General features: G+C 44.4%; 13 protein-coding genes. 9 read left to right on the top strand and 4 right to left on the bottom strand.

What is annotated here, in order from left to right:
- Positions 1–6: 6 nt before the first annotated feature.
- From AC2D6U_RS01225 to AC2D6U_RS01200, 6 genes are all read left to right on the top strand, one after another.
- The gene (locus AC2D6U_RS01225; protein WP_484719112.1) at positions 7–1,236 is read left to right on the top strand and encodes an HD domain-containing protein; all 1,230 of its coding nucleotides are present in this window, start codon (positions 7–9) and stop codon (positions 1,234–1,236) included.
- Between the two features lie 16 nt (positions 1,237–1,252).
- Positions 1,253–2,275: a UDP-3-O-(3-hydroxymyristoyl)glucosamine N-acyltransferase gene (lpxD, locus tag AC2D6U_RS01220; protein WP_484719111.1), complete on the top strand. Its 1,023-nt coding sequence runs from the start codon at positions 1,253–1,255 to the stop codon at positions 2,273–2,275.
- 24 nt (positions 2,276–2,299) lie between these two features.
- Positions 2,300–3,688 carry a bifunctional UDP-3-O-[3-hydroxymyristoyl] N-acetylglucosamine deacetylase/3-hydroxyacyl-ACP dehydratase gene (locus AC2D6U_RS01215; RefSeq protein ID WP_484719110.1) on the top strand — a complete coding sequence of 463 codons (1,389 nt, stop codon included), beginning with the start codon at positions 2,300–2,302 and terminating at the stop codon, positions 3,686–3,688.
- Entirely contained in the window at positions 3,685–4,467 is a 783-nt protein-coding gene (lpxA, locus tag AC2D6U_RS01210) for an acyl-ACP--UDP-N-acetylglucosamine O-acyltransferase (RefSeq protein ID WP_484719109.1), read from the top strand. The genes AC2D6U_RS01215 and lpxA overlap by 4 nt, the downstream gene beginning before the upstream one ends.
- Positions 4,467–5,084 (top strand): ABC transporter ATP-binding protein, encoded by a 618-nt coding sequence (locus AC2D6U_RS01205; protein ID WP_484719108.1) that lies wholly within the window; start codon positions 4,467–4,469, stop codon positions 5,082–5,084. The genes lpxA and AC2D6U_RS01205 overlap by 1 nt, the downstream gene beginning before the upstream one ends.
- Before the next feature lie 64 nt (positions 5,085–5,148).
- Complete coding sequence (locus tag AC2D6U_RS01200) at positions 5,149–5,640, top strand: hypothetical protein (protein ID WP_484719107.1); 492 nt, start codon at positions 5,149–5,151, stop codon at positions 5,638–5,640.
- A gap of 44 nt (positions 5,641–5,684) precedes the next feature.
- On the opposite strand, the gene AC2D6U_RS01195 is transcribed toward AC2D6U_RS01200, so the two are convergent.
- Positions 5,685–8,054: an endonuclease MutS2 gene (locus tag AC2D6U_RS01195; protein WP_484719106.1), complete on the bottom strand. Its 2,370-nt coding sequence runs from the start codon at positions 8,052–8,054 to the stop codon at positions 5,685–5,687.
- 7 nt (positions 8,055–8,061) lie between these two features.
- Positions 8,062–8,409: a DUF4296 domain-containing protein gene (locus AC2D6U_RS01190; RefSeq protein ID WP_484719105.1), complete on the bottom strand. Its 348-nt coding sequence runs from the start codon at positions 8,407–8,409 to the stop codon at positions 8,062–8,064.
- A 148-nt stretch (positions 8,410–8,557) separates the two neighbouring features.
- Here AC2D6U_RS01190 and AC2D6U_RS01185 point away from each other — a divergent pair, with 148 nt between their 5' ends.
- From AC2D6U_RS01185 to AC2D6U_RS01175, 3 genes are read left to right on the top strand one after another with little or no spacing between them, the layout of a single operon-like run.
- Positions 8,558–9,436, top strand: a complete 879-nt coding sequence (locus tag AC2D6U_RS01185) for a DUF58 domain-containing protein (protein WP_484719104.1) — start codon at positions 8,558–8,560, stop codon at positions 9,434–9,436.
- Positions 9,429–10,322, top strand: coding sequence for a hypothetical protein (locus tag AC2D6U_RS01180; protein WP_484719103.1), 894 nt, complete (start codon positions 9,429–9,431; stop codon positions 10,320–10,322). The genes AC2D6U_RS01185 and AC2D6U_RS01180 overlap by 8 nt, the downstream gene beginning before the upstream one ends.
- A complete protein-coding gene (locus AC2D6U_RS01175) occupies positions 10,315–11,364 on the top strand; it encodes a vWA domain-containing protein (protein WP_484719102.1) in 1,050 nt (349 codons plus the stop codon). Before AC2D6U_RS01180 ends, AC2D6U_RS01175 begins: the two co-directional genes overlap by 8 nt.
- Here AC2D6U_RS01175 and AC2D6U_RS01170 read toward each other — a convergent pair.
- A complete protein-coding gene (locus tag AC2D6U_RS01170; RefSeq protein ID WP_484719101.1) occupies positions 11,361–11,978 on the bottom strand; it encodes a DUF6992 family protein in 618 nt (205 codons plus the stop codon). The two genes, AC2D6U_RS01175 and AC2D6U_RS01170, sit on opposite strands and share 4 nt — an antisense overlap.
- Before the next feature lie 11 nt (positions 11,979–11,989).
- A complete protein-coding gene (locus tag AC2D6U_RS01165; protein WP_484719100.1) occupies positions 11,990–12,604 on the bottom strand; it encodes a LysE family translocator in 615 nt (204 codons plus the stop codon).
- Between the last annotated feature and the right edge of the window lie 6 nt (positions 12,605–12,610).

Raw genomic sequence — 12,610 nt, 5'->3', positions numbered from 1 at the left:
TATACTTTGAACAAACGCAAGATTATCAACGACCCGGTATATGGTTTTATTACCATTTACAGCGAGCTCCTATTTGATATCATCGATCACCCCTATTTTCAGCGGCTCAGACGCATCAAACAAATGGGCCTTGCCGAATTCGTTTATCCAGGCGCCCACCATACCCGATTCCATCATGCCATTGGTGCGATGCACCTCATGTCGGTCACCTTGGAGAACCTCCGCTACAAAGGCATAGAGATCAACGATGAAGAATTTGAAGCCACATTGATCGCCATTCTATTGCACGATGTGGGACATGGCCCTTTTTCACATGCCCTGGAATTTAGTTTACTCAAGAATGTCCCTCACGAGCAACTATCCAGGATCATTATCGCTGAGCTCAACGATGAAATGAACGGCCAATTGAGCCTGGCCTTGGAGATATTTAATGGCCACTATCATAAGGCTTTTTTGCATCAATTGGTCAGTAGCCAATTGGACATTGATCGTTTGGACTACCTAAAACGCGATAGTTTTTTTTCAGGCGTTTCTGAAGGTACCATTGGAGCAGACCGCATCATCAAAATGCTGACCGTACACAACGGGCAATTGGTGGTAGAGGAAAAAGGGATCTACAGCATAGAAAATTTCCTCAGCGCTAGACGCTTAATGTACTGGCAAGTCTACTTGCATAAGGCGGGAGTAAGCGCGGAAAAAATGCTCATTTCGATCATTGAGCGGGCAAAAAAACTAACCAAAAAAGGGATCGACCTACCGATGTCTGAAGGCTTAAAGATCTTTTTTCAGCGAGAAATTGGCATCGGGCTTTTCGCAGAGGACCCAGCAGTATTGGCTGCTTTCACCAGATTAGACGACTACGACATTTGGGGAGCCATCAAAATGTGGGCAACACATCCTGACGCTATCCTCTCCAAATTATGCAACATGCTGTTGGAACGCCGGCTTTTCAGAATAAAGGTGGGCAATGAGCCAATTGAGAAAGAATTCCAACAGAAAATCCTTAAGGCAATTGCCAAACAATACCAAATCAGTGAAAAAGAAGCTCAGTACTTTTTTGATGCCGGTCAATTAAGCAATAATGCATACCAGGCCGCAGACCAAAAGATCATGATTCTGTCAAAAAATGGCGAGATTCGAGATGTGGTCGATGCGGCAGACCTACCGAACATAAAGGCAATGACCAAAGTAGTGCGTAAATACTTCTACTGCTGGCCAAAAGAGATAAATTTGTGATAGACAAGATTAAACAATGGAAATAAGCATAGCTCAGGTAGCCGAAATCCTTAAAGGAACGGTTGAGGGAAATGGAGATCAGCAAGTCAGCCGTCTGGAGAAGATCGAAGAAGCCACAGAAGGCAGCATCGCCTTCTTGGCCAATCTCAAGTACACAGAACACCTCTACACCACCCAGGCCAGCGCCGTAATTGTCAACCGAGATTTCCAATTAACGAAAGACATCAGCACGACACTCATTCGAGTAGAGGATGCCTATTCTGCCTTCGCACAACTCCTAGAAGCCTATGAACAAATGACCAAGGTCGAAAAACAAGGCATTGAACACCCTTCATTTCAACATGAGACGGCAACGCTTGGAGAGGACGTATACTTGGGTGCTTTTTCTTACCTCGGCGAGCAGGTGAGCATTGGCAAAGGAACCAAGATCTACCCGAATGCAGTGATCGGCGACAACGTCAAGATCGGAGAGCATACAGTGATCCATGCAGGAGTGAAAATTTATGCAAATTGTCAGGTAGGAAGTCATTGCATTATCCATGCCGGGGCAGTGATCGGAAGTGATGGTTTTGGTTATGCACCACAAGAAGACGGCACCTACAAAAATGTTCCACAGATCGGCAACGTTATTATCGAAGATCATGTCGATATCGGTGCGAATACCACAATCGATTGTGCAACAATGGGCTCTACTGTGATCCGATCTGGAGTAAAAGTAGATAACTTAGTGCAGATTGCGCACAACGTAGAGGTGGGTAAGAATTCGGCAATTGCCTCACAAGCAGGCTTGTCCGGCAGCGCAAAGATTGGCGAAAATGTACAAATTGGCGGTCAAGCAGGCATTACTGGACATTTGCACATTGCCAACAAAACCATCATTGGGCCGCAATCAGGTGTTCCGAAGAGCATCAAAGAAGAAGGGAAAGTTTGGTTTGGTACGCCTATAGTTGAACACAAAGACTTTTTAAGAACTAGTGTCATCTTGAGAAACCTGCCAAAGCTATTGGATAGGATCAAAGAACTGGAAAATAAATCCTAAATTTGCAAGATTTTAAGACAACTCATGCAGACAAGACAACATACCATTAAAGAACCTGTAACGGTATCGGGAGTCGGCCTTCATACGGGTGTGGTGACGAATATGACCTTTAATCCGGCACCACCCAACCATGGCATCAAATTCCAACGAATCGATCTCGAGCACCAACCCATCGTTGATGCAGACGTGGATTACGTTGTCGACCTTTCGAGAGGCACTACCATTGAACACAATGGAGCCAGAGTCAATACCGTAGAACATACCCTTGCTGCTTTGGTCGGGCTTGAAATTGATAACGTACTGATCCAATTGGACGGTCCAGAACCACCCATATTGGATGGAAGTTCTATGATGTTCATCGAAGCCTTGGAGAAGGTCGGTACACAACAACAAAATGCCCTTAGAAACTTTTTTGAAGTGACGGAGAGTATCATGTATCGCGACCATGAACGTGATGTTGAAATTGCTGCATTGCCACTAGATGATTACCGAGTAACGGTTATGGTGGATTACAATTCACCGGTACTGGGAAGTCAGCATGCCTCTCTTACGAATATTGTAGACTTCAAGAAAGACATTGCCTCTAGTCGAACCTTTTGTTTTCTGCACGAGCTGGAGATGCTATACAAAAACAACTTGATCAAAGGAGGCGACCTCAACAATGCCATTGTTGTAGTCGATCGAGTAGTGAAAGATGAAGAATTGGACTATCTCGCTGGCCTATTCAATAAGCCGAAAGTAGAAGTAAAGAAAGAAGGTATTTTGAATAACGTTGAGCTTAGGCACAGAAATGAACCGGCGCGCCACAAATTGCTGGATGTTGTGGGTGACCTTGCCTTAGCAGGAAGACCGATCAAGGCACAAATTCTTGCCGCTAGACCTGGTCATGCAGCCAATGTGGCTTTTGCGAAAAAACTCAAAAAGGCAATGAAGGATGCCAAAACATCTGCACCCTTTTATGACCCGAACATTGAGCCGGTAATGGACATTCCTGACATCATGAAGATCTTACCTCACCGTTATCCATTCTTGCTGATTGATAAGATCATACATTTGGACGACACCGTTGTAGCGGGCGTGAAGAATGTCACGATGAATGAACCACACTTTACTGGTCATTTTCCAAACAATCCTGTTTTCCCGGGTGTCTTACAAGTAGAAGCCATGGCACAGATCGGTGGTATACTGGTGTTGAACACGGTGCCAGACCCAGAGAATTACACTCCTTATTTCCTTGGCATTGACAAGTGTAAATTCAGAAGAATGGTAGTACCCGGAGATACCCTTAAATTCAAATGCGAACTAACCGCTCCAATTAAGAGAGGAATCGCCCAAATGACAGGTTATGCCTATGTCGGAAACACCTTAGTTTGTGAAGCCAGCATGACCGCTAGAATCGTAAAGAACGCATGAACCAACCCTTAGCTTACATACACCCCGAAGCAAAAATTGCTCGAAACGTGGTGATCGAACCCTTCGTAACCATTAGTCAGAATGTTGTGATCGAAGAAGGCACCTGGATTGGTTCGAATGTCACCATCATGGAAGGGGCACGCATTGGAAAAAATGTAAAAATATACCCCGGTGCAGTGGTCTCTGCTGTTCCACAAGACCTTAAGTTTGGCGGCGAAGAGACAATTATGGAGATCGGTGATAACACGGTCATCCGAGAATGTGTGACCCTCAACAGAGGGACAGAAGCAACCAACAAGACCAGCATTGGAAAGAATTGCCTGATCATGGCCTACACGCACGTCGCCCACGACTGTGTAGTGGGTGACAATTGCATTTTGGTGAATGCCGTGCAGCTAGCAGGCCACGTGACCATCCAAGACTGGGCCATCATCGGTGGAGCTGCTGCAGTGCACCAATTCGTAAACATTGGTTCTCACACCATGGTCTCTGGTGGTTCTCTGGTAAGAAAGGATGTACCACCATTTACCAAAGCAGGACGTGAGCCATTGAGCTATGCAGGCATCAATTCGATCGGACTTCGGAGACGAGGATTCAGTAACGAAAAAATTGCTGAAATTCAGGAGATCTACCGTTACGTATTCCTCAAGGGCTTGAATAACTCAAAGGCCATTGACTTGATTGAATTAGAAATGACGCCATCAAAGGAACGTGATGAAATACTCAATTTCTTTAGGCAGTCGGACAGAGGTATCATGAAGGGTTATTCAGCCCGCTAATGGAAATCACAGTAGCCGGGCTTGGTAAAAAGTTTATCCAGCAATGGATATTCAAGGACTTGAATGCCACCTTCAACACCGGCAGCCCTACGGCCATTACCGGACCTAATGGCAGTGGAAAATCAACCTTGCTCCAGCTGCTTTCGGGTCAACAATTAGCCACAAAAGGAACGATTCGATACCAATTGGGTCAAGATGACATACCAGTAGAGTCCATCTATACTCACCTGGCCATAGCTGCCCCCTATCTCGAGTTGATAGAGGAATTCAAACTAGATGAGCTCTTGTCTTTTCACTTCAAATTCAAACCCCTCAAAGAAGGCTTATCAACGAACGACTTCAAGTCACTGACTCATTTGGAGAAGGAGGGGCAAAAAGAGGTCAGGAAGTTCTCCTCCGGCATGAAACAACGTTTAAAGCTGGGCTTATGCTTTTTTACAAGGTCGGCCATCTGTTTGCTAGACGAACCTACGGCCAACCTCGACAGCTTTGGTGTGAATTGGTACTTAGACCATATTCAGGAAGTCGCTAAAAAACGACTCCTTATCATTAGTTCTAATCAACCACACGAATATGATTGCTGTACGCAACAGCTATTCATCCCAGATTTCAAATAAATTCAACCAAGTTATAGGTGATTGGCTCATTTAAGTGTTATTATTGAGTTTAGAATAATCAAGGATGCAACGGATAAAGACACTCTTATTTTCACTTTTCATTCTCATTTCCATGGTTTCCATAAGCGCTTGTGGAGGAGGTGGTGATGATGAACCAAGCCTAACCCCAGAAGAGGAAAGACTTCTCACACTAGCGGGTTCAAGCGGAACCCGATGGACGGCGACATCCATTACCTTCGAGGGAGGACCTGCGAATGGCTTTGACAACTTTAGTTTAACCCTATTCGGAGATAACCCTTCGGCAACTTTGACCTACAACTCCACGGATGGAGACCCATTATTCTCTTCCAGTGGAACTTGGTCCTTCAATGGATCAAACATCAATCAGATCATCATAGATGAAAATGACGACAACGTGTTCAGCATAAGCAATTTCGATGCTGACCAAACACCCGCAACCATGACCTTAACAGTGAATTTCACCTCTAATGGTGGAATTGCAAATGGTGTGATGGGTACCGATGGACTCTATGTCTTTCAGCTCGTTGCAGAATAAGCCAACACAGCAAAAAAACAACTAAGCCTCATTTGAGGCTTTTTTTATGCCATAGTGATCAGGGTAATGCCGCTACCCCCTCTTTCGACATGCTCGTCTTTGAATGACTTTACTTCTCGGAGTGACTGCAGGTAGTTTCTGGTGACCTGACGTAGAACGCCATTTCCTGTCCCATGCAACACCTGTACTTGCTTTGCACCCAATAAGACGGCCTCATCGATCCACTTGTCCAAAATAGGGATGACCTCTTCTGCTCTTTTCCCCCTGATATCGATCTTAGGGTTAAAGTCAGACATTTTTTGAGTTAAGTCCAAATTTCTAGAAGCCATCGGATCGCTTTGCTGCTTGAAGGCCTTTTTGCTGACTTTTTCCAATCGCTGCAATTTGACTATAGAGCTTAAGGCCCCGATCTGCAGTTCCGCATCTTTGCCCTTGATACTCTTCACCAAACCCACCGTGGTCTGCCCTTTGACCTTGGCATAGTCACCAACGGCAAGAGCACCTGAAGCTGCCTTGAATTCTTCCACCTTTTCAGGTTTTAGCGACTGCTTGATCGACTCTAGTTCTTTTCTTTTGGCCTTCACCAATTCCTTTTCTGCAGCGGCCTCCTTGATCTCCCTGACCACTCGCTCGACTTCTTTATTGGCTTGACTGACAATATCCAGCGCTTCTTGTTTGGCTTTATTAAGGACTTTCTTTTCTCGATTTTCTAAATGCTTCTTCAGCTCAGTGTATTGCTCAGTGAGTTCAGCCAAAGCCTGCTCACGAAAATTGATCTCCTTTTTCTTCTGCTCAACCAGTTGACGCTCTTGATCTAGCTCAGCCAACATGCGATCATAGGACACCAACTTCTTGCCTACTCTTTTCTTTGCTCTTTCTAGGGTTGGTCTGGGTAATCCGATCTTCTGTGCAATTTCTAAAGCAAATGAGCTTCCGGGTTTGCCCATCTCCAATTGATATAAAGGCTGCAAATGTTGGAGGTCGTAGCGCATGGCACCATTGAGTAGCCCATCCTCTTTTTCTGCAAACTCCTTCAAGTTCCCATAGTGTGTGGTGATCACGCCCATCGCATTGGAGGCTTTGATCTCAGCCAGTATGGCCTCTGCTATTGCTCCGCCATATTGGGGTTCAGTGCCTGTTCCAAATTCGTCGATCAGGAATAGGCTTTTCTTGTTGACATGCCCCAATAAGTGCTTCATGTTCACCAAATGGGAGCTGTAGGTACTCAGGTCATTTTCAATGGATTGTTCATCCCCAATGTCTATGAAGAGATCCTTGAACAAAATAAACTCAGAGGATTCATCTACCGGTACAAGCAAGCCACATTGAAACATGTATTGGATCAGTCCTACCGTTTTCAAACACACTGACTTGCCCCCGGCATTTGGCCCGGATATCAAAAGAATGCGCTCTTTTTGTGTCAGGCTGAGCGACAAAGGCACGGTTTCTTTTCCTTGCTCCTTTAAGGTAAGGTATAAGTTCGGATGCTTCGCCTTATGCCATTTGAAGGCCTTTGATTCTGACCAGATCGGCTTGGTTGCTTCTAAGGTGATGGCCAATCTCGCTTTTGCCCGGATAAAGTCAACTAAGCCCAAATACTGCATCGCGCCGCTGAGGTTTTCCAATTCGAATCGAACATAATCCGTTTGCTCGGTCAGGATTCGGATCATTTCGCGTTTTTCGGAGTACTCCAACTCCTTCACCTCGTTGTTGATCTCTAACACTTCAGTTGGTTCCAGGTACACCGTTTGGCCTGTTCCTGATTCACCGTGAATAAAGCCCTTGATCCTGCGTTTGTGCTCCGCCAAAATTGGGATCACCATACGACCATCTCTGATCGTAATACCAACATCATCATTGGTGAAGGCCTCCTTTTTGGCCTTGTTGAGTATCCTGTCCAGCACCTTTCTCAAGCGCTGTCGTTCTTGCTGAATCCCTTTTCGAATCTCAAGCAAGCGATCCGAAGCATTGTCTTTCAGCTTTCCCCTTTCATCAAATATTCTGTCAAGCGACCACAGCAGGTCATCGTTGAAAATTACAGGATGTGTTAGCTCTGCAAGCCTTGGGTATTCTCCGTGATGAACTTGGAAAAAATCCAAGCACTTGTCTAAAGTCTTTAAGGACAAGATCAAGTCGAAGAACTCTTCTTCCGCTAAAAAAGAGTTGGCCACTCTGATCTTGGGAAAATACTTGGAGATATCGATGTAGTTGGCATTAGGGAAAAGGGCACCACTATTGATTATCTGAACAAACTCTGCGGTTTGATCAAGCCACTGTTCGATGTGCTCCTTGTGCGTGGAAAATTTGATCTTTTTTACGAACTGCTGCCCAAGTGAGGACTCACACTTTTCTTCCAGCAATACTCTGAGTCTGTCAAAGCCAAGTTTTTCTTCAAGATTTGAAGGATATAGCATGTAACTATCAATTATTTGTTGTGACCTTCTGTAGCCTTACTTTTAGGCTATCGATCACCGTATCTGTGATTTTTAGAAACTTTTCAGAATTGAGCATATAGTACTCGTAGCTTTCCATATAGTCAGCCGAATCGATCGCATGTTCTTCAAAAAGCCTGCGCTCAACGTATTTGAATAGGTTTTTTGCTGAATCGGTAGGAAGGTTCAAGGCATTTACCTTTCCTTCTGCCGTACGAATGTCGATCAGCATACTGATCATCTCTTCCTCGCTGATGATATTGTCTGGAATAGTTTGTTCACTTTTACAAGAGAACAGGCAAGCAATTACCGTCAATAGAAAAACCTTTTTAAGCACTTACTGTCAATTTTAACTTCAACAATTATTAATTGGCTTCGGTTTGCGAAAGTACAGGTTATTCTTGAAGCGATGGCAAGCGTTAACCAAAATTAAGAAGCTCAAAACCTTACAAATTTTAAATAAATCCTAATTTTAGCCCCTTATTATGGAGCACATCATTTCTAAGCTTAGAAAATACGAGATCCAGATCCGGAAGGCGATAAACTCTAGGATGCAAGGCGACTTTCATTCCATTTTTAAAGGTTCAGGTTTAGAATTTGATGGCGTACGAGAGTACTCTTATGGCGACGATACCCGAACCATCGATTGGAACGTTTCCGCAAAAGGTCACGGCACCTTCGTGAAGACCTTCAAAGAAGAGAAAGAACAAACCGTATTTTTCTTGTTAGATGTGAGTGCCTCACAAGAAATTGGTTCTCCGGGTGCTCAAAAAGTTGACATTGGCAAGGAGATCGCCGGCGTTTTGACACTTTCAGCGATCAAAGAGCAGAATCGAGTTGGCCTCATGACCTTCTCCGATCAAAAGGAAAAATATGTAAAGTCGGGCAAAGGGGTAAAACATGGCTATGCCATCATTACCGAATTGTATAAACACAAGCCCGAATCGACCAGAACGAACATTGACATCGGCATCAAAAAAGCGCTCGAGATCATTCGTAAAAAATCAGTCATGATCCTGATATCTGATTTCATTGACGAAGGGTATGAACCCAGTTTGCGCTTGCTGGCCAAAAAACATGACCTTGTTGTTATTCATTTAAAAGACGATCGTGAAACGCAGCTGCCTAATTTGGGGATCGTTCCTGTATTCGATAAAGAAAGTCGAAAAACGGTTTGGGTGAACACTTCCTCTGCAGGCTTTAGAAAAAAACTGGAAAAGACTTATTCCGGTAACAAAGACGAGCTCGAACGATTCTGTCGCAAAAACCAGATCAACTATCTCGAGATCAACACCAAAGACAACTATGTTCCACAATTGATCAAGCTATTCAAGATCAGAAATAAAAGCTATAAACGTGACTAGAAAGCCACTGGTACTCTTTGTTTTGTTTTGGTTGATCGGTGTTCACTTGAATGGTCAGGATGCTAAGCCCTTAGGCTATTTTTTAAAAGATAGCGTAAAGATCGGCGAATTGGTACCCTATTCGCTCAGCTACAAAGACAAAAGGAACCGAAAGGTCATTTTTCCTGACTCCACCTTTAACTATTCACCATTTGAGCTCTTCGATAAGGCTTATTTCGATACCTCTTCTGACACCATCAACAGCATAGACAGTGCGGTCTATTACCTCGCGACTTTTGAAATCGACACGGTACAACGCTTGGTATTACCCGTTTTCATTTATACCGGAGCAGATAGCATTCAGGTATTGGCGGATTTTGATTCGATCATTTTAGATCAAGTGGTCACCCAAATGCCCGACTCAGTTGCACTTGAGGAGACGTCCACCTTCCAACCCGTTGCCACGCAGTTCAATTACCCTTATTGGATCATTGGGTTGATCGTATTAGGTGTCCTTGCGCTAATCGTTATGTTGATCTGGGGTAAAGCGATCTACAAACAGATCAAACTTTACCGACTCAAAAAAGCCATTCAAAAGTTCTATGTGCGATTTGATGAAGAATTAGCGAAGATCAATCAACACAGTACCAAGCAAGACATTGAGCAGGTGCTCAAGTATTGGAAGCAATACATGGAAGACCTCGAAAAAGTCCCTTACACCAAACTCACTACCAAAGAACTCGTTAGTGTTCAAGGGAATCAATCGCTTGAAGAAACATTGAAGTCCATTGACAAGAACATCTATAGCCGCATTCAGGTCAATGACCTGCAGAATGACTTTGATTTCTTACGCGACTATTCAACAGATCGATATCAACACGTAATTGAGGAGATAAAAAATGCTTGACGAATCAATATACAAATGGTATTCGCCAGAATGGTTTACCCCAACTGCCTTCAACTCATTTGATTGGGCAAATGGCTTTGTGCTTTATTTGATTCCATTGGTGTTCTTCCTTTACCTACTCAAGCTTCTTTTGGGCAATCGCATTGGACAAAAACTAGCAGTTGCTCTTCCGAAAAAAGAAATTGAAAAGCATTGGAGTAGCTACTTACGTTTTGTCCCCAGCATACTCATGATCCTCACCCTCATGAACCTACTCTTGGCCGTAGCGAGACCACAGCGTACGAATGAACAGGTTGAACAGTGGTCAGAAGGAATCGATATTGTCGTAGTGATCGATATCTCGGAATCGATGCGCATCGAAGATTTTAAACCTAATCGACTTGAAGCGGCGAAACAGACGGCTAGAGACTTCATCGCCGGGCGCCAGCAAGACCGCATCGGTTTGGTGATCTTTAGTGGCGATGCCTTCAGTTTGTCGCCATTAACCACCGATTATGAATTGTTATTCAAATTCATCGATGAAGAGATTGATTTCAATAAAATAGAAAATAGAGGAACTGCCATTGGATCGGCCATTGCTGTAGGCACCAACCGCATGCGCGAATCGGAGGCGGTCTCTAAAGTGATGATCTTACTTTCCGATGGAGATAATACAGCAGGAAATATCGATCCCATCACGGCAGCCGAATTGGCCGCAGCCTATGATATCAAAATCTACTCTATTGGAATAGGCAAAGAAGGCAAAGTGCCTTTCGGAAAAGACTTTTTTGGTCGACCTAACTATGTAGAAAATACCCTTGATGAAACCACCCTGCGTGAGATCGCCAAGATCGGAAGCGGTCAATTCTATCGCGTATCAGACAATGAGGCCCTGGTTAACGTATTTGAGCTGATCGATGAATACGAAAAAGCAGAAATCAAGGAAACGCGCTACAAAAACACCACGGATTTTTACCCCATTTATGCCAAATGGGGCCTCAGCTTTTTGATCCTGTTCTTGTTTAGCAAGAGCACGTTCATGGGCAATATTCTGGAAGATTAAAACCGAAAGGTCAGCGCAACGCTCGTTCCACCAAAAGACACTACCTCCAGCAATTGATTCAATTGTGGGCTCTTTGTTTCTAACAGGGCAACTAAAGCAATATCAAAGGCCAATAAGAATCCCCCTTGGAGCAGCAAAGAACGGCCATATCCTCTGAACATGTCTTCCTTATTCGGTCTGGTCTTCGCCATCTCCTTAAGTAAAAAGCCGCCTGTAATGTAGGCCACATCCAAGCCGACATTGACCAACAGGATCTTGTTGATGCGATGGAACTCTTGGGCTGACTCCACAAGGCTCAAGGATGCTGGATCAGTGCCCATAACCCCAAGATATCCCGGTACGGCCAAGCCCAAATTGACGACATTCCAAAAGATATTCATTCGGTAGAAGTGCCCTTGCTCATTACTCGACGGGTTCGCCAATAAAGCCCCATTCACTGCCATATTGCCAAGTGCCCAACCCCCAAGGGTCAACATGCCCACTCGTTGGATATGCAGGCGTTCTTCATTGAAATTGACCAGACCAAGGTCTTGGGCATAAACGTCGAACGAACACAGCATGAAAAATAAAAGCAGAGGCAGGTAGCGCTTCATCATACTAGGCAAACAGCTCATGGGAACAATTGTTATACGGCCTGGAAGACAAAGTTGAACAGGCGCAGACTAAATAGGATCAAGGCAATGCCGACCACCCTGTTCATGATGCGCATAAAACGTGGGGTCACGATCTGTGCCAATTTCACGGCGAAATAGGATTTGATGACATCCACGATAAACACCGTAGAAACCAGGACCACAAAAAAAGTAATAGCCTCATTCGTGCTGTAATCGAGCGATACGTTGCTCACAATACCGATCCAAAAGAAGAGCACAAAGGGGTTTACTCCATTGAGTAAAAAACCTTTCAAGATCTGCTGGAACCACTTGGTTGATTCTTTATGCAACTGCTTCAGCCCCTTTTTTGGAACGGGCTTGAACAAGTAAAAAACACCAAATCCAACCAAAATCAATCCGCCGATACCTCCTAACCACTGATTAAAGGCCTCATTGGAAGTCAATTGCGAGATGCCGAGGTAGGCAATGGCGATGTATAAGGCATCGGACAGCGCAATGCCAATTGCCATGAAAAGCCCACTGTAAAAACCCTTTTCAATGGCATTTTGTATGAGTGCAAAAAAAACCGGCCCTATCAGAACACAGAGCAAAAGCCCGTAAAGCAGCCCATTTAAGATGATCTCCATTGATCT

It is taken from the genome of Roseivirga sp. YIW32 (assembly GCF_057219245.1).
The sequence above is the reverse complement of the archived record's forward strand: the minus strand, read 5'-3'. Positions and strand labels throughout refer to the sequence as shown.